Origin of the sequence: Richelia sinica FACHB-800 (assembly GCF_014698825.1) — a bacterium.
Lineage (GTDB): Bacteria > Cyanobacteriota > Cyanobacteriia > Cyanobacteriales > Nostocaceae > FACHB-800.
On the sequence record NZ_JACJTT010000023.1, the window covers coordinates 58,474 to 80,747 of the forward strand.

The 22,274-nt window shown below is 40.4% G+C and carries 22 protein-coding genes; 15 read left to right on the forward strand and 7 right to left on the reverse strand.

All coding sequences use genetic code 11. The annotated features are described in order from the left end of the window. Nucleotides 1-309 precede the first annotated feature (309 nt). The 6 genes from H6G73_RS15920 (at nt 310) to H6G73_RS15945 (ending at nt 6,777) form a co-directional block, all read left to right on the forward strand. The gene (locus H6G73_RS15920; RefSeq protein ID WP_190606166.1) at nt 310-1,185 is read left to right on the forward strand and encodes a cell division protein FtsQ/DivIB; all 876 of its coding nucleotides are present in this window, start codon (nt 310-312) and stop codon (nt 1,183-1,185) included. Nucleotides 1,186-1,801: 616 nt separating this feature from the next. Continuing rightward, nucleotides 1,802-2,467: a hypothetical protein gene (locus tag H6G73_RS15925; protein WP_190606168.1), complete on the forward strand. Its 666-nt coding sequence runs from the start codon at nt 1,802-1,804 to the stop codon at nt 2,465-2,467. Nucleotides 2,468-2,520: 53 nt separating this feature from the next. After that, entirely contained in the window at nt 2,521-3,807 is a 1,287-nt protein-coding gene (ftsZ, locus tag H6G73_RS15930; RefSeq protein WP_190606169.1) for a cell division protein FtsZ, read from the forward strand. A gap of 629 nt (nt 3,808-4,436) precedes the next feature. Next, nucleotides 4,437-5,360, forward strand: a complete 924-nt coding sequence (locus tag H6G73_RS15935) for an energy-coupling factor ABC transporter permease (RefSeq protein WP_190606171.1) — start codon at nt 4,437-4,439, stop codon at nt 5,358-5,360. Beyond that, entirely contained in the window at nt 5,353-6,009 is a 657-nt protein-coding gene (locus H6G73_RS15940; protein WP_190606173.1) for an energy-coupling factor transporter transmembrane component T family protein, read from the forward strand. The genes H6G73_RS15935 and H6G73_RS15940 overlap by 8 nt, the downstream gene beginning before the upstream one ends. Nucleotides 6,010-6,012: 3 nt before the next feature. Continuing rightward, on the forward strand, nt 6,013-6,777 hold the full coding sequence (locus H6G73_RS15945; protein ID WP_190606175.1) for an energy-coupling factor ABC transporter ATP-binding protein: 765 nt from the start codon (nt 6,013-6,015) through the stop codon (nt 6,775-6,777). 77 nt (nt 6,778-6,854) lie between these two features. Here the strand turns inward: H6G73_RS15945 and H6G73_RS15950 are convergent, their stop codons facing one another. After that, nucleotides 6,855-8,051, reverse strand: coding sequence for an anion transporter (locus H6G73_RS15950; protein WP_190606177.1), 1,197 nt, complete (start codon nt 8,049-8,051; stop codon nt 6,855-6,857). Nucleotides 8,052-8,394: 343 nt separating this feature from the next. Here H6G73_RS15950 and H6G73_RS15955 point away from each other — a divergent pair, with 343 nt between their 5' ends. Continuing rightward, nucleotides 8,395-8,772: a Mo-dependent nitrogenase C-terminal domain-containing protein gene (locus H6G73_RS15955; RefSeq protein ID WP_190606178.1), complete on the forward strand. Its 378-nt coding sequence runs from the start codon at nt 8,395-8,397 to the stop codon at nt 8,770-8,772. 100 nt (nt 8,773-8,872) lie between these two features. Here the strand turns inward: H6G73_RS15955 and H6G73_RS15960 are convergent, their stop codons facing one another. Then, on the reverse strand, nt 8,873-10,720 hold the full coding sequence (locus H6G73_RS15960) for a caspase family protein (RefSeq protein ID WP_190606180.1): 1,848 nt from the start codon (nt 10,718-10,720) through the stop codon (nt 8,873-8,875). Between the two features lie 192 nt (nt 10,721-10,912). On the opposite strand from H6G73_RS15960, the gene H6G73_RS15965 reads away from it, so the two are divergent. From H6G73_RS15965 to H6G73_RS15975, 3 genes are all read left to right on the forward strand, one after another. After that, nucleotides 10,913-11,458 (forward strand): hypothetical protein, encoded by a 546-nt coding sequence (locus tag H6G73_RS15965; protein WP_190606182.1) that lies wholly within the window; start codon nt 10,913-10,915, stop codon nt 11,456-11,458. Between the two features lie 102 nt (nt 11,459-11,560). Beyond that, nucleotides 11,561-11,731 (forward strand): 50S ribosomal protein L32, encoded by a 171-nt coding sequence (gene rpmF, locus H6G73_RS15970; RefSeq protein ID WP_190606184.1) that lies wholly within the window; start codon nt 11,561-11,563, stop codon nt 11,729-11,731. Between the two features lie 224 nt (nt 11,732-11,955). Next, the gene (locus H6G73_RS15975) at nt 11,956-12,552 is read left to right on the forward strand and encodes a sulfite oxidase-like oxidoreductase (protein ID WP_190606186.1); all 597 of its coding nucleotides are present in this window, start codon (nt 11,956-11,958) and stop codon (nt 12,550-12,552) included. Between the two features lie 139 nt (nt 12,553-12,691). Here the strand turns inward: H6G73_RS15975 and H6G73_RS15980 are convergent, their stop codons facing one another. Continuing rightward, complete coding sequence (locus H6G73_RS15980; RefSeq protein WP_190606188.1) at nt 12,692-13,372, reverse strand: SDR family oxidoreductase; 681 nt, start codon at nt 13,370-13,372, stop codon at nt 12,692-12,694. 521 nt (nt 13,373-13,893) lie between these two features. Here H6G73_RS15980 and H6G73_RS15985 point away from each other — a divergent pair. Further along, nucleotides 13,894-15,690, forward strand: a complete 1,797-nt coding sequence (locus H6G73_RS15985; protein ID WP_190606190.1) for a WD40 repeat domain-containing protein — start codon at nt 13,894-13,896, stop codon at nt 15,688-15,690. A gap of 107 nt (nt 15,691-15,797) precedes the next feature. On the opposite strand, the gene H6G73_RS15990 is transcribed toward H6G73_RS15985, so the two are convergent. The 4 genes from H6G73_RS15990 to H6G73_RS16005 all read right to left on the reverse strand — a co-directional run bounded on the left by H6G73_RS15990 (nt 15,798) and on the right by H6G73_RS16005 (nt 20,007). After that, nucleotides 15,798-16,376, reverse strand: a complete 579-nt coding sequence (locus tag H6G73_RS15990) for a lectin-like protein (RefSeq protein WP_242034216.1) — start codon at nt 16,374-16,376, stop codon at nt 15,798-15,800. Between the two features lie 744 nt (nt 16,377-17,120). After that, the gene (locus H6G73_RS15995; RefSeq protein ID WP_190606192.1) at nt 17,121-17,981 is read right to left on the reverse strand and encodes an ATP adenylyltransferase family protein; all 861 of its coding nucleotides are present in this window, start codon (nt 17,979-17,981) and stop codon (nt 17,121-17,123) included. A 161-nt stretch (nt 17,982-18,142) separates the two neighbouring features. Further along, nucleotides 18,143-18,799 carry a response regulator gene (locus H6G73_RS16000; RefSeq protein WP_190606194.1) on the reverse strand — a complete coding sequence of 219 codons (657 nt, stop codon included), beginning with the start codon at nt 18,797-18,799 and terminating at the stop codon, nt 18,143-18,145. Further along, nucleotides 18,796-20,007: a sensor histidine kinase gene (locus H6G73_RS16005; RefSeq protein WP_190606196.1), complete on the reverse strand. Its 1,212-nt coding sequence runs from the start codon at nt 20,005-20,007 to the stop codon at nt 18,796-18,798. The genes H6G73_RS16000 and H6G73_RS16005 overlap by 4 nt, the downstream gene beginning before the upstream one ends. A gap of 236 nt (nt 20,008-20,243) precedes the next feature. Here H6G73_RS16005 and H6G73_RS16010 point away from each other — a divergent pair, with 236 nt between their 5' ends. The 4 genes from H6G73_RS16010 to H6G73_RS16025 all read left to right on the forward strand — a co-directional run bounded on the left by H6G73_RS16010 (nt 20,244) and on the right by H6G73_RS16025 (nt 22,250). Continuing rightward, complete coding sequence (locus tag H6G73_RS16010; protein WP_190606198.1) at nt 20,244-20,747, forward strand: Spy/CpxP family protein refolding chaperone; 504 nt, start codon at nt 20,244-20,246, stop codon at nt 20,745-20,747. Between the two features lie 46 nt (nt 20,748-20,793). Next, nucleotides 20,794-21,318 (forward strand): hypothetical protein, encoded by a 525-nt coding sequence (locus H6G73_RS16015; RefSeq protein ID WP_242034217.1) that lies wholly within the window; start codon nt 20,794-20,796, stop codon nt 21,316-21,318. Nucleotides 21,319-21,393: 75 nt separating this feature from the next. Then, on the forward strand, nt 21,394-21,633 hold the full coding sequence (gene sipA, locus H6G73_RS16020) for a regulatory protein SipA (protein ID WP_190606200.1): 240 nt from the start codon (nt 21,394-21,396) through the stop codon (nt 21,631-21,633). Between the two features lie 59 nt (nt 21,634-21,692). Next, complete coding sequence (locus tag H6G73_RS16025) at nt 21,693-22,250, forward strand: peroxiredoxin (protein WP_190606220.1); 558 nt, start codon at nt 21,693-21,695, stop codon at nt 22,248-22,250. The last annotated feature ends 24 nt before the right edge of the window (nt 22,251-22,274 follow it).

Sequence of the window (22,274 nt, forward strand, 5' to 3'; positions counted from 1 at the left end):
TTTATTCACAATCAACATGGTGCAAATTACCAATTTATTAACTGATAATCTTCACCACAATTGGGACAGGATTTATGTTTTCGGTATGTACCTTAAACATATTTGAATTACCAAATTTTGCTTGTTCTCTGAAGCTGGTTTTGTATCATTTTGAATTGAGGATGTCAAGGGGAGTTAGGGGTCTAGGGGTCTAGGGGTGTAAGGGTCTAGGGGTAACAAAGAAAGAAATTATTTACTCCTAAACTTCTTCTTGACGATTGACTATACTATGTACTCAATGAGTTAAATTAACATCATCAAGGGGTATGCATGGCTGGTATAGTATCAGTTTCTCGCGCCGATTTAGCCCAGCGTCGTCAGCAATTACGTCGTCAAAGGCAGGTCAAAATATTCCAGGCTCTTTGGCGGACATTAGCTGTTACTGGACTGGCCAGTGGATTATGGTGGGGAGCAATTCAACCAATTTGGGTGCTGAAAACGCCTAAACAAATTGAAATCAAATCTGGTCAACAAGTATTACCAGAGTCAGTGATTCGATCGCTCCTAGCTTTATCCTATCCCCAATCCCTATGGCGAATTGAACCATCAGCGATCGCTACCACTCTCCAGAAACAACCAGCGATCGCTGAAGCTACTGTTAACCGTCGTTTATTTCCACCCGGTTTAATTATCGAAATCAAAGAACGAGTACCCGTAGCAGTGGCACAAATGCCCAGGCCCGAAAAATCAACTACCAACAATAAGTCTCAAAACAATAATTCATTAGCCTTAATAGATGATATTGGTGAATGGATACCCCTAGAAAAATACACTGCTTTGAATCCCAACATTAAATTGCCCAGCTTAAAGGTGATTGGTTCTGCAACCCAATGTCGTCCCCACTGGAACCAAATTTATGCAGCTGTCAGTCAAAGCCCCATCCCTGTATCAGAAGTTAATTGCCAAAATCCCAACAATTTAATAGTGAAAACGAATTTAGGGAATGTTCATCTTGGTTTGGCCGATCAAGAATTACCACAAAAAATGCAAATGCTGGGCAAAATGAGTTACTTACCCACAAAAATGAACTTGGCACACATTGACTATATCGATCTCAAAAATATCGATTATCCAACAGTACAAATGAACTCCAAATCTAAAAATTCCAGCAGTCAAGATGCTCAAAGTCTGGTTAAGCCACGTTAAACTATCAGAATTGGATAAAAAGCAGAGTAATAGGCAAATCTCAAGCCTCGTGATTCATTGATTCTGAATCAACACATTAATAGTACATTTGCTCTAAATACCTTGAACTTTTGACCCTAGCTAAGAATGACTGATACATGAGAGATTGTTATTCTCAGCCATAATTTGATTAATTTAACTTCTCATCAAACCCTAACTAAAATGGGGATTAAGTTTTAATTAAAATGAGATAGTCCGCCCTAGCAACTTCTCTCTCCCAGCTTATGTACTTTCCCAACAGTAATGATAGTCATCATCAAAATTCCGATCCCCTATAAATCTTGACTATCAGGAGAGCAAACACTCTCTATTTCAGTTACTGTTGCTTATGGGGTATTAGTGCTCACCTTTCTACCCTGACCTAGTTTTAACCAACTCAGTTGATCTGTACCTGCTGGTGTATTAACCCTACTATTGAGGTTTTTTATAAGATAGAATATTGCTTCAACACGATAGTCTGTTAATTACTATTTAATTGGTTTATAGTTGAAAATCTCTCAGTCAGTTCATTTTTACTACAGCTAAAACCCAGGTAAGCAGCAGCTAATGTTTGCGTATCCACTGGCAATTCTCTCTCATGGTGAAATCTACTAATCAGACAATTCAAACTTCAGATCACAGAGATGACATATTCACTCAAAATATGTCATCCTCGTCTGCTTTGAAGCGTCGATTTACTCTCACCATCTTCAATAGTATTGTTAACTACCAGCCACTGCCTGGGAATATCAATTCTCTACCCAAACCTATTTGCTACCCAAGCATCAACAAAAATCAATGGGAGAGGATAAAAAGTCAATTTTTTGTTATTAATATTCTCCACTTACGGTGGTTGAATGTAACAAAAAAATCCAGTTTTATGTATTTTTCTAAGAAAAAGAGTTATAGGCTATACAATAAAATCTGGAAAAATCTAGGGTTTTACATTGAAAACACCACTGCTAACTGTAAAATTGATAACCAATGCTACCCTTCCATCATCGGATGGGGTGAAGATTGGAAAGACAAAAGATACAATGAGCCAAATTGGCACACAAGCAGTCAAGATATGAAAGTGAGGCGGAAGTTATACAGAACAATTTGCGGTAAATGTAGGTATACTTCTCTAGAATTAAACATGCCTGAAGCGCTTCAGGTAGCTGATGTCATCAAAATCCCCCTCACTGCTCATCCTAGAGCTTTAGAGGTAACAAACACAATAAATAGCCTTGCCATGAAAATGGCATTGTCCAACTATAGTTGACTATTAGGTGAACAACACCAGAAAAAGCCGTTTATCTAAAATTTCCGAATCCAATGACACTTGATAATAACCAAGGGCTTACCTATACAAACTCCCAATCTGGGGGACAGCCAGGGTTCTCTCTCACTGTGAACTCCACAAATCCATTTAATAATACCGGCATAAACATAGGTCAAAATAACGATAATAAAAAAATTCCTGTGGAAAGCAGTCGTATCGGTGATATTGTTCCTGGCCGAGTTGCCAATATTAAAGTGATTGGTGTTGGTGGTGGCGGTGGTAATGCTGTTAACCGCATGATTGAGTCTGATGTTTCTGGAGTAGAGTTTTGGTCAATCAATACAGATGCTCAGGCTTTGACCTTAGCTGGCGCTCCAAGCCGCTTACAAATTGGTCAAAAATTGACCAGAGGTTTAGGTGCAGGTGGTAACCCAGCAATTGGTCAAAAAGCTGCGGAAGAATCACGGGATGAAATTGCCACGGCCTTAGAAGGAGCAGATTTAGTATTTATTACCGCTGGTATGGGTGGGGGAACTGGTACAGGTGCAGCCCCCATTGTGGCAGAAGTCGCCAAGGAAATGGGCGCTTTGACTGTGGGTGTGGTAACACGTCCCTTTGTGTTTGAAGGTCGTCGTCGAACTAGTCAAGCGGAACAGGGAATTGAAGGCTTAAAAAGTCGGGTAGATACCCTAATTATTATTCCCAACAACAAGTTATTGGAAGTGATTCCAGAACAAACACCTGTGCAGGAAGCCTTCCGCTATGCCGATGATGTCCTGCGTCAAGGTGTGCAAGGCATTTCCGATATTATTACGATCCCCGGATTGGTCAATGTGGACTTTGCCGATGTCCGGGCAGTGATGGCAGATGCAGGTTCAGCACTGATGGGAATTGGAGTCAGTTCTGGCAAATCAAGAGCTAGGGAAGCAGCAGTTGCAGCTATTTCTTCACCCCTATTGGAATGTTCTATTGAAGGTGCTAGAGGTGTTGTTTTTAACATTACTGGTGGTAGTGACCTGACTCTCCATGAAGTTAACGCGGCGGCAGAAACTATTTATGAAGTAGTTGATCCCAATGCCAATATCATTTTTGGAGCAGTTATTGATGACAGGCTCCAGGGAGAAGTGAGAATTACAGTCATTGCGACTGGATTTACAGGTGAAATCCAAGCACCACCTCCGCAAAATGCTGCTACACCCAGAGTTGTCACCCCTGCGACTAAGCGACCTGTACAGCAATTACCGATCAATCCTCCTGCCTCCACCCCAGAACCTAGAGAAAAATCATCTGGCTTGGATATTCCCGATTTCTTGAAAAACCGTCGCCCAACGAAAAACTAATTGACTATGAATCTAAGTTTTTAGATTCTATTTACAGTCTCACTCTCAATTGAGTTCTGTAAACTGATTTTCTCTGTTCAATGCTTAATAAGGGAGGTGCCAGCAATTGAGTTGTCGCCCAATTTCCCCTTTTTGTTTTTGGTTTTAGTCACAAATGAACATAGAGCCGGTAAGGATGGTTACACCTGATTTTGTCACTTTCTTCCCTCTCTGGATGGATAGCAAGTGACACTATGGCTAACGCCACTCTCCGCAAAGGACTGTGCAGTTATACTTCGACCTAGCTGTGTACAAGTCGAGCGTAGTCGAGATACAGTACATCCCAGGAGACAGGTGACAGTGTTGTAAAAAGATCATGTGAGAAACTTTTTGGTATTAAACTTTTGAAAAATTCATAAAATTAGGAAAAAACTTAATCCCAACTATAGAAGTAATAAAAATTTATTTTTGTTGAAAGAAACTATATTATTGTATGCATTTTTTATTGAACAAATTCCTTAATTAAGAGGGAAAATCCCCCAATAGGGCATTGTAAAACTAGAGAAATTTTAGTTTGTTATTAATTTGATGCCTGAAAAATATTCCTTGATGTAATTGACAATCACATTAAGAATTTAGTTGGGGAAATTATGCATATTCCTGATGGATTTGTATCTGTACCAGTGGCAGCAGCTACCAGTGTTGCGAGTATAGCTGCATTGTCTATTGCTATGGGGCGATCGCAAGTCGCTTTTGGTATTCGTCGCGCTCCCATCCTGGGGTTGACCACTGCCTTTATCTTTGCTGCCCAGATGATCAATTTTCCTGTGGCTGGGGGAACCAGTGGACATTTATTAGGAGGGACTTTAGCGGCCGTTGTCTTGGGTAGTCCTTGGGCAGGGATGTTATGTATTGCCACCGTTTTGATTATTCAAGCCGTACTCTTTGCTGATGGTGGCATTACTGCCTTGGGCGCAAATATTTTGAATATGGCAGTCATTGGGGTGTGGACTGGCTGGATATTAACCCAAACCTTACAAAGGTTGCTTGGTGGCTACAAAGGACGTTTACCAATCGCTGCGGGGATTGCCGCTGGTGTGAGTGTAGTGGTCGCAGCGATCGCTTGTGCTATTGAATTAGTCCTATCTGGCACAGCCCCTGGTACAATAGTTCTACCCTCCATCACTGGTATACATATTTTGATTGGTGTGGGTGAAGGCTTAATTACTGGTAGCGTCCTCACCTATCTCAGCACCACCAGACCAGACTTATTACCAGGAGATGACCAGAAGTTTCGCGGTTGGTTAGTCCCGGTGGTCAGCATTTTTCTTGTGGCTGGTGTCTTATCCCTATTTGCCTCAGCCTGGCCCGATGGTTTAGAAAGAGTGGCAGAAAACTTAGGTTTTATCAATTTAGCAGAGCAAGTTAGGGTCAGTATCCCTACTCCCCTAGCTGAATACGGTATTGAAGGGTGGGGACAAATTGGTACAAGTATCGCTGGTTTAGTGGGGGCTACGGTTTGTTTTGTAGTGGCCTTCGGAATTGCCAAAGTTATGAAACCGAAAAATGCTTAATCTGTCTTTGCCCCTGCGCTTACAGTTGTCCCTAGTGATGGTGATCGGGGCAGCTTTGTTAAAGCACTACGCTTGGCTAAGTTTAGGGATATATGGGGCGATCGCTGTAATTTGGGTATGGTTATTACATGCACCTGTACGAAATTTAACCCACTTACTCGGCGGGGAATTGATTTTTCTCTCCTTAGTAGCCCTACCATTGGGATGGGAACGAGCAAGTTTTTTAATGGTGCGTTCCCTGATTTGTTTAATCATCATGAATAGTTTTCTCTTAACCTTACCTCCCCACAGTTTTGGTATTGCCCTCAAAATTTTACCCTTACCAGCACCATTAAAAGAAAATTTGCTTCTAGCAGGTCAATATTTAGAAATTTTGCTCTCCGAAGTCACCAGAATGCAGCGTAGCGCCCAATTACGAGGGATAACAGGTGCTGCTGGCTGGCTGCGTTATACCAGTGCTGCCATGATTGGTGCTCTATATCTTCGCAGTTTAGACAGGGCAGAGCGAGTTTATACCGCCATGGTAGCCCGCGGTTATCGGGGTCAATTACCCATTGATTCTCTCCTCAAACCAAAAGAACGCCTAACTTTGTTTGCAGCTAGTGCAATTGCCACTTCCATCACCTTACATTCTTATTTTTCGGTGTGAATTTTGACTATTCTAGTTTCTCATCCTCAAATTCCCATTTCCCAACCCCACAGGGCTGTAGTGGAGGTGCAGAACTTAGTTTATGCCTATCCCCACCAACAACCAACCCTCAAAGATATTTCTTTTAGCTTATGCTCAGGCGATCGCATTGCCTTAATTGGTGCCACCGGTTCCGGTAAAAGCACCCTCTTGGAAAACCTCATTGGTCTAAAACAACCCCAAAGCGGCAACATTTGGATTAATGGCATACCTGTAGAACCAAACACCTTGCCCCAAATTCGCCAGCAAATCGGTTTTAGTTTCCAAGATGCTCACGACCAATTATTCATGCCCACCATCTTAGAAGACATTACCTTTGGCCCCCGCAACTATGGTGTTTCCCCAGCCGTAGCCATTGATAAAGCCAGACAACTGTTAGCGGATTTTGGCCTAGCAGCTTATGCTCACCGTTCTGCTCACGAACTATCGGGAGGACAAAGGCGTTTAGCTGCTCTCGCGGCGATTTTAGCCCTAGAGCCAAACATTCTCATCTTAGATGAACCAACCAATGGACTTGATCCCGCATGGCGAAGACACCTAGCACAAGTCTTATTAAAGTTGCCAGTGCAAGTCATTTTAATCGCCTCCCATGACCTGCATTGGTTGGGAAAAGTCACACAACGGGCCTTACTCCTCTCGGATGGACAAATTCAAATGGAGCGGAATATGTCAGCATTATTGCAAGATGGGAAAACTTTAGAGCAGTTTGGCTTACCATTCGATTGGTAAGCTCATTCCAGCTAGCAGTAGGGTAATTACAACGAATCGTGTGCAAAAGTATTGAGTTTTCGGTGTGGAAGGTGGCTTTAATTCATCCAAACAGCAGCCAAAATCACTGTCATTACCGTCAAAGGTACACCAAACCGTAAATGCTCCCAAAAAGTGAGATTGTATCCTAAATTTTTTGCTGCCTCCACAACAATTAAATTTGCTACTGACCCAAATAAAGTTAGGTTACCTGCTAAGGTTGATCCCGATGCTAATAATAGCCAAAACTGTGTATTGTCATTGGGGATCAATGGATGCAAGAGTAATACCGCAGGCACATTAGATATTAAGTTAGATAAAATTACTGTCACACTCAAAAAGCTGAATGGGGAGTTGACAGCTTGGGTGAATGGTTGCAATAAATTTAATTTCTCTGTCACCTTGGTTAAAATAAACAGTCCAGAAAACATTACTAATAAATTCCAATCCACCTGCTGAAGAATGCGCTGGGGTTTGATCCGTCTGGTAATCAGCAGCAAACTAGCAGCCACTAAGGATGATTCGGCTAAGGGTAAACCCACGGCAAAGGCGATTAATAAGCCGATAGTAATGATGCAGCTTTTCTGGAACAAGGGTTGATAGATTCGGTCTTTAGTTATAAGTACCTGCTGGCAAGGTTGGCAAGAGCGTACTTCTGGGTATAACAGCCACAATAACCCGATTTGCATCAATAGTCCGATTCCTGCCACTGGTGCGAGGGCACGTAAAAATTCTAGATAAGGAATTTGAGAAAAAGAGCCAATTAATATATTTTGAGGGTTGCCACTGAGAGTGCTAACTGAACCAATGTTAGTTGCTCCTGCAAGCGCTAATAGGTAAGGAATAGGATTTAAACCCAATCCTTGAGCCAAATTGAGAGTGAGGGGTGTAAAAATTAAAGCGATGGTATCGTTGAGGAAAACGGCCGAAAGTAAGCCGCTACTGAAGGTCAGGGCTATGATTAAACCCAAAGGAGAGCGGGTAAAACTCAACAATAAGGTCAATGCTCTGCGGAAAAAACCAGAATAGGCCAAGTTGGCATTGACTACCATCATGCTCAACAGGAAAACGATGGTATTGACATCTATTGCCTGCCAAGCTTCTTGTAAATTCAAAACTCCTAAGCCAATGAATAGGGCAGAACCTACTAAGGCAATGGTGGCCCGGTTCATGCGTAACCCTGGAATATACCCTAAGGCTAAACCCAAGTAAGTCAAAGCTAAGAGGCTATAGATAGCAAATTTGTAGAGAATCAATAGCTAAAAAGACCTATTAACAGTGTTTTTGGCGTTGGGCATTATTGAGAATAATGAGCTAAGTTAAAGTTTGTAAAGTTTCCAAACAATTCAGTCCACAGCCAGATGTCTTCACTAGAATTTAAACTGTGTCAAGCTATGAACAAGATTGTAAAGTTACACTAGCCTTTCTGAGGAATTTGCGCTTAACTTGACGTAGTAATACATAGACTCTGACACCAAGTGGCTACTTGAGCAAAGTGAATAATTTCCGTCAGAGTACGATTCTTACGGGAAAGGTTGTTGCTTTATTGTATATATTCATCAGACAGGTGAATATCCTCATCAAGACAGAGGAGTAATCATGAAGGTATTTGATAATACCACAAAAAAGATTTTTTTGGCAAGTTGGGTGTCGCTCCAGCAACCAGAAACAAGTACAGTTAATGCTACCAATCTACAAGGTCATACTTACCGCCGTTATTGGGATATTTTCCGGCCATTACGCCGCAAGATAGACAGCATTCAAGTGAGCGATCGCCTTTTTGCCCATCGCATCTGCCAACTCATCCCGGCTCAATGCCCATTTGAACGTGATGTGAAATTATTTGGCATGACTTTATTTCACATTCCACCCATGTGCAAACTCAATCCTGTGTATGAGGAAGTGGTGAGTTTACGTTTTCGAGCCTTGTGCTATTTAGCCGATGAATGTGGAGAAGATGTATCCCGCTATTGCTAGTTCTTAACAGGTGAAGAAGTTTTGGATTTTGGATTTTGAATTTTGGATGATGATTGATTGCCGTTCGATCTAAAGTTGAAAATCTAAAATCTAAAATTATCTAATTTCTCTTCTTTTGTTGCCATTTTTGGATGGCATCTTGAGCGTCTTCGTAGGCTCCTGTTACTTCTGGGACTAAAGTGGCAGTATCAATAGCCGCCTGGAAATCGCCTTCTGCGGCGCGATTTTTGGCTAAATCTAAGATTTTTTCACTCCATTGATTAATGGTTTTTTGGGCTAGTTCAAACCCTGGTTGTCCTGGTGGAACTTTTTTAGCAACTTCAATAGCTCGATTGTAACTAGAAGCTTGTCCTGGTCGAATTAGTCCGCTAGCGGCTTCTAATAAGGTTTTGTTACTGAGATAGACTCTTGCTTCCTGTCGCCATTGCTCAATGGCTGTTTGAGCCTGGTTGTAGAGGGAATTATCCTTGGTGATTAATTGAGCCGCAGCGATCGCACTGGCATATTTCCTTTGTTTGACACGAGATGTGGCCAAATCTAAAATCATCTGACTCCAAATTTGGATATTCTCCTGGGCCTGGGCGTACATTGGTTCACCAGGCTTGATTTTTTGGGCAGAGGCGATCGCTGTACTCAAATCACTGGCTTGATTGGCTTGGAGAGACATTTTCTCTAGCTCTAACATAGCTTGGTTGCGTTTGTTAGAGTCTGCTGTGATCTCTGGCGATGGTAGAGATTGGTTAGTGGCAGGAACGCCTGGAGGATTAGATGGCAAAGCCTGGGGCATTTGCTGAGTATTATTGGGGATCGTTTTCGATATATGCTTGAGGCGAAAAGTTGCTTGATTCCGCAGCACAAAGGTAGCAATGATACCCACTACAATCATGCTGCCACCACCCCATAAAATGAATTGCTTCCAAATGGGAATTTCTCCTTGATGATTTTTACTAGTAGAAGGAATAAACCGCCCACTATGGTGATGGGAGAGGGAGTTACTGTCTCCAGAGGATTTGGGAACTGTAGCTAAATTTGTGATTTTTTCCTTGGTGGGAGGTGCAGGAGTGAGGGTTGTTTCTAGTGCACTATTCGCTGACCAAGTAGGTTTGCTGCTGTCAGGAGTGGTGGATTTAGTTTCTCCTAAAGGTGGAGCAGCAACAGCGATGGCAAAACTTTCTTCTGGAAAAATCACTGCTTCTGTGTCCGGCTGATTCTCTGCTTGTAGACTGGGGAGAATCACTGGTTCCAGGAAAGGAATAAAAATCAAGGGGATTTGAATTGGCCGCCAATGGTGTTGGCACAATTGGGGTGTGCGGGAAATCAGATAGTGATCTAAATCCGCCAAGTTTTTGATGGTTTCAGAACGCAAAGCTTCTAGTAAGGCAGCTGTAAATAATCCATAACCTAGTTCGCTGCTTTCATGGGAAAATTCCTCTGGTTGGCAAGAAAGAATGGTGGCTATTTGTAGCTCTTGGGCTAATTCCATGATTTCTTGACCCACAGGAGCATCAGCTTGGGTACCAAAAGCACGGTTAATATCGAAAATCAGCAAGGGCTTCAATCCCGCTACTTGTAAGCCTTGCATCAGCGATCGCACCTCTATCCCTGTTTCTGCTACTAAGTCGGGGTTGCCTTCTATAGGCATGAGGTAATCTTTATCGTTGTAATTAACTCCATAACCACTGAAAAATAACCAGATATGGTCTTCTGGTTGCCAAGATTTAGCTGTTAATTCTTCCAGCCAAGAAAGAATGTGCTCCTTTGTGGGATATGTAGATTTATCGCTAAGTGGTGGCGAAGTGTTTGTCATCAACAGGCAGTTTTCCGGTAAAAAGCCTGCTTCTACCACCAAAAAGTCCTTAATGGCTTCAGCATCTGCTTGAGCACAGGTTAAAGGTTGGAATAATTGATATTGATTGATGCCAATAGCGATCGCCCAGTAATTTACCATCCCGCTATTTGTCGGTTGTTGTGTACTTACCTAAAATTGCGGTTGGCTTTGCTGAAATAACAAAGCTAACCTATGTCTTATAGTCTAAGTGATTTTCTACTCCCATCCATATAAAATGTAATAAACATTACATTTATCTGAGCGTAAATATCTGTAATTCACCTTAATCCATCATCGAGGAGCTAAAAATTTATGAACCAGATTTACCCTCATCAACTATCTTCGTCCATACCTCTTTCATTTATTGGCCAAATTGGCAAAACAATCCGGACAATTCCCGGTTTAATGCTGTTGTTGTGGGCATGTCCATTATGGTTGACTACGGAAGCGATCGCCCCCCAAATTGTCCAAGCGTATACAGCAAGAGTTGACCTGACCATTGACCGATTACCAGATGAAACCTACGAAAACGTGGTCAGAAGAGCAGAAACAGCAGCCAGAGCAGCAGCCCAACGGAGTTTTGACCAAGATATTTTAGTTACACAAGTAAATGTCATTGTCTCTGCCCAGAACTATGGAGCTATCGCCCCAGTTTTGACCTTAGATGTGAGTCGGCTGCAATGGAAAAAGCGTCCAGATCCACAAAGATGGTCAACTTATTTTAAAACTGCGCGATCGCTACTCTTCTTTGAAAAACAGCCAGTAGCACCAAATCCTATTCCCCCCACCCTCTCCAATCCCACCTCTAACCAAAAGAACAGCCCCACCCCAAAAGCTCCTGAATCCCAACCCCAATAGCTCCTGAAAATTTTTGTCGCGATTCCCCACATCAATACCATTACTAACGTCAATTGATCGCTTAGAATAGAAAGGTTGTCAAGAATCGCTATATCCGCTATCATGGCTGTTCCTAAGAAGAAAACCTCTAAATCCAAACGAGATAAACGTCGCGCTACCTGGAGACATAAAGCTGCAATTCAAGCGCAAAAAGCTCTCTCTCTCGGTAAATCAATTTTGTCTGGACGTTCTACATTTGTTTATCCAACAGATGAACAAGAGGAAGAAGAATAAGCCTTTCCAGCAACAGTGTTGATGTCAATCATGGGGCATTGGTAAGAGGTAATAGGCCATAGGTGATTGGTAAGCAAAAGGGAAAAGTTGAAAACAATATTGCTCCCTTTTACCTTACCGCCTTCCCACAGGATAAAAATTACCAAAAAATCGGTCTCTATCTTCCCCTCACCCCATTTGATTAATCAGCATTTAGCTCAACTTAAATTTATTTTGCTGTTGCTATGCTAGGAAAATTTTTTCAACCCCCAGGAGAGGAAGATAAAAATCGCGTTCCTCCAGGCCAACATCTAGCGAAAGGCTTTCCTGTATTAACCTATGGAGCAACTCCCCAAGTCAGCATAGAAGAATGGGAGTTTAGTGTGTGGGGTTTAGTCCAACCTGCTACATTTACGTGGGCAGATTTTATGGAACTACCTCAGCATGAATTTAGCGCCGATTTTCATTGTGTCACCCGGTGGTCAAAACTGGATGTGAAGTGGACAGGCATCAAGGTGACAGACTTCATCAAATTAATTACAATCGATGCTAAAGCTGCTCATATCATGGAACATTGCTATGGTGGCTACACTACTAATATCTCTCTTCCCGATTTTCTCAGAGAAGAAAACTTTTTTGCCGTCAAATTATTTGGTGAACCATTACCACCAGAACATGGTGGACCCCTACGCCTAGTAGTTCCCCATCTCTATGCTTGGAAAAGTGCCAAATGGATTAATGGTTTGGAATTTTTAGAAAGAGAAGAATTCGGTTTTTGGGAACGAAATGGTTATCACCGGCGCGGGGAACCTTGGGCAGAAGAACGTTACAGCAGTATGTAATTTTATCTTTACTGCTATTGAGCAAGGGAGAAAATCCGTTTTACATTGGGAATACTTTTTATGTAAATGGTGCGTTCACGACAATCTGACGCACCATTCATATTGGGGAGAATTGATGTTTTTATCCTCTCAATAATTACTACTTCAACTTAAATTCCATAAATCCTGGCAAGCCAGGATAGATCATATTCCGGTCTACCACGGACAGGACTTTTTTATTAGCAGACGGAGACTTGAAACAACGGTAAACTATTTGGGCGACATCGGCTCGATGAATACTCCCAATGACATGGGTATCTTCTGTTAAAATTGCATTGCCTGTGGCTGGTTCAGAAATTAATCCACCAGGACGAATAATTGTATAGTTAAGCCCACTTTTAATTAAATGTTGTTCAGCCTTATTTTTTTCTATTAAAACTGGTTTTAATGCAGCTAAGGTTTGGGCAGGTAAAGCACTGGCACTATTGCCAGTACCAATAGATGTAACGAGAATAAATTTCTTGACTCCTGCTTTCACTGCGGCATCAATCAGGTTTTTATTGCCGATATAATCAGGTTTTACCTCATCTGCTGGAAACCCACCCACAGTGCTAATCACAGCTTGAATAGGTTCATCACCTAACATTGCACGTTCAACATCATCAACATTCATTGCATCTCCTATGACGGTACGAATACCCAGGTCTGCAAGTTCAGCTTGAGCAGCCTCTGTTCTCAGAAGTGCTTTGACTGGGAAATGTTGCGCTGTGAAACAATTGGCAATTTCTCTACCTACGCCGCGACTTGCGCCAGCCAGAAAAATGTAGGATGTATTGGTCATAGATACTGTCTTAGATAGATGCAGGATTGTCACAGATAATTAATATATCTTAGATTGATAAATATTCATAACCTAATTAATTAAAAATATTGTGGTCTTTAAAAAAAGCTTGATAAAAAAATAAAAAACCGAGACAAAATTTACTTTTTAGCTAGAATTATTGTATAGTGGTATTACTATTTAATTTAAGAAAATAGCGTAATAAAAGCATATAACTAAAACTGGTTTTGGTCTGAAATATTAGGCACATCTTCCTTAATCATAACTGTTTCTATAAGAACAGCAGATTGTTTTATATTTTAGTTAATATTTATTTCAATCATTGAAAGTTTTCTATTTATTTACCGAGTTTAGTAAATGTTTAAACTAATCTCTGAGGGTGGTATTTACCATAAATATCAACCTGGATTTGTGTTTTATTTTACATTTATAATTACTTACTTTTTTGCCAATCAAGGTTATAAAATTGTGTAATTTCATGGTTATAACTGACTGTAAGTATGCAATAGTTTACCGCTGTCATGCAGATGGATTGGATTAGCTTACTCAAAACTCAACAAGTTGACTTCCTACAACGAGTCAAAAAACCTAAGACTGCCGATTTATCTCTATTAGAGAGTTCAGTTAAAGGTTGTCATCGAGAAGTCATGGCATTTTGGGGTGAACCACTGGCGAAAATTTTAGAATTGTCTCGTCAGCAAGCGGAAATCATGGCCAAAAATCCGCCCCCCATACCACCTGAATATCCTGAAGCACCGGATTGGACTATTCCTTTTCCTAAATATTTTCAGCGTCAAGCAGAAGATTATTTAGTGCGTGAGCAAATTGTAGAGCGGTTAATTACAGAACGCTTAGGTAAATTGGTAAAAAAAGTGCCGCTCGACACTTTGGAAAACATGGTGTTAGATGATGAGGGTAATTTGCGGAGTGAAAGTAAATTTGCTTACTACTTAACAAATAATCCTCAAGTGCGGATACAAGTTCACGTAGCAGATGGTGAGAGTTTTAATGGCATCAAAAAGGACAAAATTAAATGGTCTGTGCATCAAGAAGATGTCAAAAACTATCAAGTTTTAATTTTTCTCTGTTTGTTTTATCCATCTACGACTAAGTTAGGTTATGAAAAGCAAACTGTAATTGCTGGTTTTTTACCGACAAATAATCTAGAATTTGCTGAACCTAAACTATATTTATCTCCTAGTAATTTGTTGTATGCAGGGGGATTGAATTGGTATTTAGAATCTCTGACTACAAAAGAAAATAAATCTGCTGTCCATCATGAGAAAATATTGACAGAGACAATCCAAACTTTATCTGCCGACCATCCGCGTAAACATATTATTGGTGACTGGGAATGCTGGCAAACTTTGAGAGGACATACAAGAGGCATTAACTGTTTAGCATTCTCTACTAGAATGTTGACCACCAAAGTTTCTGGTTGTAGAACTGCTGTGAAAACTTTGCCGATTTTGGCTAGTGGTAGTCGGGGAGAGACAAAGTTATGGGACTTAAGCAAAGGTGAGTTAATCGAAACTTTGTCAGAGTATCCCTGGACTATGTCTGGACTGGTGGATGAGGTCAATTCCCTAGCGTTTAGTGCAGATGGACAAACGTTAGTGAGTGTGGGTGCAGATTCAACGGTGAAAATTTGGCATACTGGGGCCTTAGATTTAATTGATATTCTGCACAAGCATAATGGTGGAGTGCGCTGTGTAGCATTCACCCCAGACGGAAAGATGTTAGCGACTGGTGGTGATGATAGAAGAATTTTGTTTTGGGATTTGCGCGATCGCCAAGTAGAAACTGCTTTATCCTTGGATGATACAGCTGCCCATTCCCTGGTCTTAAGTCAAGATGGACAAATTTTGATTACCGGCAGCTATCGGAAAATCAAAGTTTGGCGTACTTCTAACCATGATGGTAAGCCAAACCTTAAGGATAGTTATCTGCTGCACAGCTTAACAGGACATTCTCACGTTGTTAATTCTTTGGCCATTAGTGCTGATGCCAAAATTCTGGTCAGTGGGAGTCGAGATAAGACTGTGAGAATTTGGAATTTAGAAAGCGGGGAATTACTGCAAACCCTCAAAGGTCATCGAGATGGAGTGTATGCAGTTGCACTTTGTCCCAATGAGCAAATTATCGCTAGTGGCAGTGCTGACAAAACTATCAAGCTATGGCATCTGGAATCAGGAGAACTTTTAGGTACTTTCACAGGTCATACTGATACAGTGACAGCTTTGGCATTTACAACTTCTGGGGAAATGTTAGTCAGTGGTAGCTTGGATAAAACGATCAAGATTTGGCAACGTAGTTAATTTCTAGTCTTGGAACTGAATGGACAAAAAAGACGGAAGGAGAATTTCTCTTTACGTCTTTTTGGTTAATCCAATTAGGTAAGTTCTTCAGTATTCAAGAATTTTGCTTAAGCAGAATAGAGCTTTTTCTTTTTTAGTAGTACACTCGCAGCACCAATAAGTACCAGTCCTCCCAGTGTTGCAGGTTCAGGCACTTTTCTCTCTATAATACCGTATGTTGACTGAAAGCCTGGGCCTGCGTTTGGTAAATCGTTCCATCCACCACTACCATCACTCACCCAGTTCATTGCTATATAATCCTCACCATCAGGAGGATAGGGAGTATTGTTTGGTTCACCTAAGGCCCAGTTTGTATAGGTTACAGGTTCTCCACTTACCCAGGCGTAGGAACCTTCTGTAACTCTATCTGTAAGTCCTATCCAATATCGGGTTGTAGCACCAAATGTACTGACGAGCCAAGCCTGTTCAGCAGCATCATTAATAGTAACCAGATTACCACCAGCAGACTGAGCTTGAGCTTGAGCACCAGTCCATGTATCGAGAGTGGTTAAGAAGTATTCGTTTCCTCCATAGGTAAAGGTTGCAGCAGAGGCTGCACTACTTACTCCTAGAGATAAAGCGGCTGTAGCTGCTACTACAGATAAGTTCTTCATTAATGCAGAAGTGGTATTTTTGAAGCTGATCATGGAAATTTTTCTCCTACTATATTTCCGTATTCAGTGATTTAACTGAATCAAAATGAATCGAGCTGACTAATCATATTTGTAGTATTAATTTTTTGGCTTTAACCACAGTATTCACAATATATTTACTTAAATTTCATAGTTTTTTACCCATTTCTCTACAAAATCGATATTTTGCTTTATCTAAAGTTCATTTTAAATTTATAAAATAAAGAAATATTAAATAAAATTACTGAAAAGTTAATGAGGTTTTAGCGTAGTTAGTAAGTTTGAACTTACACCAACCAAGTTAATTAGATTAGGTATAGTGATAAACTGGCATCTCATCAAGAACATCAAGACACTGTGGAGACTCTATAATAGTTAGATGCGATCGCTATATAAATAAGAAATTACCCTCCACACACAGATTGAGTTGGAAGGTATTTGTAAGATACGCGGATTTTGATTAAGCTCTGCCGATTTTAACGGAATATTTGAAAAATGGTTGCACCCTCATACCCTCACAGGTAATTACACCCCATCCTGTACTTAAGTATATGGGGTTAATATATATTTGCTCACCCCGAGAGCCAAAGTCCCCCAATGGTAGTGAATGGGGGATTTTGGTTTTAAGGTCGAGTATCTCCCCGACTTCTCCCCTTTTTGTGAGTAAACTTTAAACAGCGAAATAAGAAAGCTCACGCTAGCCCTGGTTCAAAGAGCAGGGCTTTTTACTGTAAATTATGATATGGGGTCAGGAATTGTTTACAGTGGAAAAGCAACTTTTTTTAAAACATTGATAGGCCCAACTTCCTTGACAAGTTGCATTTGTTCTGAATTTCTGACTAATAAAGCACCAGCAAAACCCAGCGCGTTGACAGAGATAGAAGTAAATTCTTCAGCTGAGCGCGGTACAATTAACATCCATTCTCTAGTTGCGAGTAAATTGTAAGCACCTGATTGGAGATTGTCATCAATTGCTTGAATACCTACCTTTTGTAATAGCTGATGGTATTTGTGCAGGGTAATTTCTGCCTCTTCATCAGGGTTCAATATGGTAAAAGCGTGGACAAAAGGTAAACCGGGAATAGTTGCTAGAGAGTCTGCAAATTTGGCCGTTTTTAATAGTGGTGTAATGGGAATTTCTGTGTCAGCAACGGGAATGATTTGTAAATGCTTGTGTCGCTGACTTGCACCGGCAATTTTGCCCCCGTTATAAAATACTAAACCAGGAAAATCAGCTAAACAAGCCCCCATCGCAGCAAAATCTGCTTGAGTTAGTAAGCTTTCCTGTTCTTCAAAGCAACGGGTAATAATTAGTAAATGATGATCTACAACGTTGAATTTATTTAAAATACATACATGGGTAGGAGAGATATCAGCAACGAATAAATCTTGTTCGTAAGGTAAGAAAGGATTAAAGTCTGGACTCTGTTTTTCTGTAGCAGCTTTTTTACGGTTGAGATTAGCTAAAATTCTGACTAAAAATTTAACTCCATCCTGTTCAATCAATTCAAAATCTGTGGGGATAGATTGTAATGCCCCACATTGTAAAGCATGTTTTGTAGTTTGTTTGACACTTGTCCATAAGGTTCCTGGTGGCAGTAATATTTGCTCCTGAGACATCTGTGTTTATAGTGAGGTGGTGCAAGATATTAGCATACCAACTTTTTCACCAGTGACTATATAGCAGGTGACAGGGAACAGTGCTAAAAGTCTTTGGGTGTCTAAGTTGTAGTTGTAATTAATTTCCGCACTGTCTTGCCTACAGTTATAAATGATCGTGATCAACTAGAGAGATATGATAAAAATGTATTAGCGAGGATGGCAGCTTGAGTGCGATCGCGCAAATTTAATCTGTTTAAAATATTGGTAACGTGATTTTTCACTGTCCCCTCAGAAATATACAGCTTTTTGGCTATTTCCCGGTTGCTTGCACCTGTTGCAATCAAGCAGAGAACTTCTTTTTCCCTCGGTGTGAGTTCGGCTAAATTTTGGGGAACAGAAGGTTCCTCATGGGTGACATTTGCGGGGAATTGAGTTAACAGTTTTTTGACTATTCCTGGCCCAAGTTGAGAATATCCTTTCGCAACCGCACGAATTGCAACTGCTAATTCTTCTGATGGTGTATCTTTGAGTAAATAACCCATTGCACCATTTTGTAATGCGGCTTTCACATATTCTTCATCATCAAATGTGGTTAAAACTAAAATCTTAGTTTTGGGAAACTGCTGTTGAATTTCTTTACTTGCTGCTACTCCATCCATAATTGGCATTCTAATATCCATTAACACCACATCCGGTTGGAGTTGACTAACTAATTCAATCGCTTTTTCACCATTTTCCGCTTCACCCACAATTTCTAAATCTGTTTCCAATTCTAATAAAGCTTTTAATCCTTGACGAATCAAACTTTGATCATCAACTAATATCACTTTAATCATAATTTTTCTCTGGATAAAGGCACAGCTACAATAATTTGACAGCCATCACCTAAAGCACTGTGAATTTGAAAATTTCCATCTACAGCTAAGGTGCGATCACGCATACTTTTTAAGCCAAAACCAGTGGAATTCTGCTGCACATCAAAACCTCTACCATTATCCTGAATAAGTAATATTAAATCTGCTTCTGTCGTAGTTAATTTTAATTCAACTGAGGATGCTTTTGCGTGTTTAGCAATATTTGTCAATGATTCCTGGACAATGCGGTAGATGGGGGTACTGATATCAACAGGAAGGACATGTGTCAATTGGATTTGACACTCTATCATCACACCTGTAGTCCTCTGAAAATCTGTTGCTAAACTAGCAATTGCTTGCTCTAAAGATTGTCCTTGCAATGGATGGGAACGCAATGTTGAAACTGAGTGACGTACATCTTGTAAGGCTTTAGAACCCAGTTCTTTAGCAGTTTCTAAAAAAGCCAATGCCCTGGTTAAATCTGTTTTGGATAACTTTAAAGCCGTTTCTAATTGTAAATTTAGAGCTGTCAATGAATGACCCAAGGAGTCATGAATTTCTCTAGCGATACGGTTACGTTCTTCTAAGGTTGCTTGATATTCTATTTTGAGGGCATATTGGCGAAGTTTTTCATTAGCGATCGCTAGTTTTTCTCGGCTTTGTCGTTCCGATAAAATAGCATTCATTAATAATAATACAAATAATAAGCTTAAGCCAAATAAAACGGCTGATATGAACACAAAAAACCGTAATCTATCTTGAGCAATGGGCGGAATTTTAAAGTTAGCAGAACGATGATTTAAATTGATTAAAAATAACACGAATGAGAGAGTTGTAACAACTAACCGCCCCTGTAAATCAAAAATTAAACAACTGCGAGTTACTAACACTAAATAGAGAAACGGAAAAGAACGGGAGTTGATTCCTCCTAAAGAGCCAGTAATTAAAATTAAAATTATTTCTATAGCTGTATATATGATTTTTATCGGCTGTCTACCCAGAGGTAATCTTAAGCCCATGAAACCAAAACACAGGAGACAAAAAATAGTTAATTCCGGTAATTTAGATGAAAACCGTGGTAATGGTGAGGGAATGACTGCCGTTAAAATGGAAATTCCCAGTAACACCCATTCTAAATATAAAAGAAATCTAAATGGATGGTTCTTAATTTGAATATATGAATTATTCATAAGTGATGATGAATAATGCAGGTTGTGACCCAGATAACATCTGCAAGGTAGTCTGATGTTAAACAGAAAGTTATCACAAAATTTATCAATTGACCCTAGCTTTGATCAGAAATTAATACTAAATATGGATAATATGACTTTTGTCACGGTTTGAGTGTGACTTTCTCCTCATGTGGATGGAAGATGACAATATTTATCATGGTGGCATCAATCAAAGCCAAATCACAAGGTAAATTATGAAAATCAAAACTCCCACATTTATGGCTGTAGGACTGACCAAGTATGTGTTGTGTATTCTGACTTTGACTATTGTCGCTGCACCCCTGACAGTTCATGCACAAACTTCTTCTCCAGCACCAAATACAGAACTAAAAGAAAAAGGCCCATTTTCACGTTTGGGACTGACAGATGCACAAAAAGCGAAAATTAAAGAAATTCGTTTGAATACCCGTACCCAAATCGAAAATGTTCTAACTCCAGAACAAAAAGAAAAATTAAAAGCTGCATATCAAGCACGCAGAGAACAAGGTCAAGGTACAGGTCAACGTTTAGGCAAACGTCAGCGTCAAGGTGGGTTAGCTAGCTTGAATTTAACTGATGATCAAAAAGCAAAAATTAGACAAATTAGAGAGTCATCAAAACAACAAATAGAAGCAGTTTTAACTCCTGAACAACAAGCACAACTCAGACAATTGCAGGAAAATTGGAAAGCACGTCGTCAACAGCGTAACTCTCAATAATTGCCATTAGGTAACATCAATTTTCGGGAATGGGGAATGATAAGTTATGAATATGATGATGCTAGCAATCGCAGCAAGTCAGACAAAACCTAATTTAGACAAGTTTTTACATCAATTAGACCAAATTACAGAGAGTCAAGGGTTAAATGTACCTCCAATCGTGAATATCGATAAAATGCGATCGCTCCCTCAAGGCACATTTGGTAGAATTTGGGCAGATTTACTGGATGCCAATCATTTACAACCCTTTACTACAGGTACTCGTCGAAAACAACTCCATGACGGTGTTCACGTCCTCACAGGTTACGGAACAGACCCCATTGGTGAAATAGAAGCGCAAGCATTTCTCTTAGGGGCAAAATTTACAATCTTTAATCTGATGTTAGGTTTAGGACTACTGCGAATGATAGCCCAAAACCATCAAACTCAGACCCATCAAGTTAGTTGGGAGAGAATTTGGCAAGCTTATCAACGTGGTGTTAATTCCCAATTTGACCCAGATACTTGGCAACCAGAATTACTCTGGCATCTCCCTCTCCAAGAGGTACAAGCATTATTTGCCCTAGTCTAGATTAGTTTTTCTCTCTCCCCAAAACCTGCTAAAAGTTAGGAGTGTTCAAATTTAAAAACTCCTAACTACCTCACCATGTCCAAAGAATTCCCCATAGGTAGCAAAGTACGTGTTGTTGCCCTTCCACCCTACATCAAAACTGCCGATCCTATGCCGATGCTACGTCCACCTGATGTGATTCACCTGGGTGAAGAGGGTATAGTCATTGACCGTCGTCCTGGAGGGTATTGGGGTATCCGCTTTACCAGAGGTGCTTTCCTCATTGATAGTCAATACATCGAAAGCACAGAAAATTCTCCTTCTCAGCCAGAATAATCACATCTGCAACCAAGAATTGTAAACTTATGTTACGAGTTAAAATTCTGGTTGACACCATGATTCACCGTCGCAATTTTATTAACATCTTTTTCGCTGTTTGTTTTACCTTCATTAGCTGGTTGCATATGACCCCTTCTGTTGAGGCATTAGGTGGGATATTACCAACAATTAATCAACCAGCACCTGAATTTACTTTACCAACCAACACTGGTGACGGTAAGATTTCCCTCTCTGATTTTCGTGGCAAATGGGTAGTGGTTTATTTCTATCCCAAAGACTTTACGTCTGGTTGCACATTGGAAGCAAGACGCTTTCAGCAAGATTTACCCAAATACTTAGAAAAAAACACTCAGATTCTGGGTATTAGTGCTGATGATATTGATTCCCATGCTGAATTTTGCAATTCTGAAGGTCTAAAATTTCCACTATTAGCAGATACCAATGGTGAAGTTAGTAAAACCTATGGTTCTTGGATAGGTTTTGTTTCCATGCGTCATAGTTTTATTATTGATCCCCAAGGAATTCTCCGTGATACCTTTGTTAAAGTTAATCCAGTAATTCATAGTCAAGAAGTGCTAACTCGGTTGGCAGAATTACAATCTCAACCAGCCTAATTGATGAGCAAATGCAGCGGGCTT

What these genes read in the sequence shown, in the direction of transcription:
- H6G73_RS15920 (WP_190606166.1), top strand. Translation starts at nt 310, where the DNA reads ATGGCTGGTATAGTATCAGTTTCTCGCGCCGATTTAGCCCAGCGTCGT.
- H6G73_RS15925 (WP_190606168.1), top strand. Translation starts at nt 1,802, where the DNA reads ATGGTGAAATCTACTAATCAGACAATTCAAACTTCAGATCACAGAGAT.
- ftsZ (WP_190606169.1), top strand. Translation starts at nt 2,521, where the DNA reads ATGACACTTGATAATAACCAAGGGCTTACCTATACAAACTCCCAATCT.
- H6G73_RS15935 (WP_190606171.1), top strand. Translation starts at nt 4,437, where the DNA reads ATGCATATTCCTGATGGATTTGTATCTGTACCAGTGGCAGCAGCTACC.
- H6G73_RS15940 (WP_190606173.1), top strand. Translation starts at nt 5,353, where the DNA reads ATGCTTAATCTGTCTTTGCCCCTGCGCTTACAGTTGTCCCTAGTGATG.
- H6G73_RS15955 (WP_190606178.1), top strand. Translation starts at nt 8,395, where the DNA reads ATGAAGGTATTTGATAATACCACAAAAAAGATTTTTTTGGCAAGTTGG.
- H6G73_RS15960 (WP_190606180.1), bottom strand. Translation starts at nt 10,720, where the DNA reads ATGGTAAATTACTGGGCGATCGCTATTGGCATCAATCAATATCAATTA.
- H6G73_RS15965 (WP_190606182.1), top strand. Translation starts at nt 10,913, where the DNA reads ATGAACCAGATTTACCCTCATCAACTATCTTCGTCCATACCTCTTTCA.
- rpmF (WP_190606184.1), top strand. Translation starts at nt 11,561, where the DNA reads ATGGCTGTTCCTAAGAAGAAAACCTCTAAATCCAAACGAGATAAACGT.
- H6G73_RS15975 (WP_190606186.1), top strand. Translation starts at nt 11,956, where the DNA reads ATGCTAGGAAAATTTTTTCAACCCCCAGGAGAGGAAGATAAAAATCGC.
- H6G73_RS15980 (WP_190606188.1), bottom strand. Translation starts at nt 13,372, where the DNA reads ATGACCAATACATCCTACATTTTTCTGGCTGGCGCAAGTCGCGGCGTA.
- H6G73_RS15985 (WP_190606190.1), top strand. Translation starts at nt 13,894, where the DNA reads ATGCAGATGGATTGGATTAGCTTACTCAAAACTCAACAAGTTGACTTC.
- H6G73_RS15990 (WP_242034216.1), bottom strand. Translation starts at nt 16,376, where the DNA reads ATGATCAGCTTCAAAAATACCACTTCTGCATTAATGAAGAACTTATCT.
- H6G73_RS15995 (WP_190606192.1), bottom strand. Translation starts at nt 17,981, where the DNA reads ATGTCTCAGGAGCAAATATTACTGCCACCAGGAACCTTATGGACAAGT.
- H6G73_RS16000 (WP_190606194.1), bottom strand. Translation starts at nt 18,799, where the DNA reads ATGATTAAAGTGATATTAGTTGATGATCAAAGTTTGATTCGTCAAGGA.
- H6G73_RS16005 (WP_190606196.1), bottom strand. Translation starts at nt 20,007, where the DNA reads ATGAATAATTCATATATTCAAATTAAGAACCATCCATTTAGATTTCTT.
- H6G73_RS16010 (WP_190606198.1), top strand. Translation starts at nt 20,244, where the DNA reads ATGAAAATCAAAACTCCCACATTTATGGCTGTAGGACTGACCAAGTAT.
- H6G73_RS16015 (WP_242034217.1), top strand. Translation starts at nt 20,794, where the DNA reads ATGAATATGATGATGCTAGCAATCGCAGCAAGTCAGACAAAACCTAAT.
- sipA (WP_190606200.1), top strand. Translation starts at nt 21,394, where the DNA reads ATGTCCAAAGAATTCCCCATAGGTAGCAAAGTACGTGTTGTTGCCCTT.
- H6G73_RS16025 (WP_190606220.1), top strand. Translation starts at nt 21,693, where the DNA reads ATGATTCACCGTCGCAATTTTATTAACATCTTTTTCGCTGTTTGTTTT.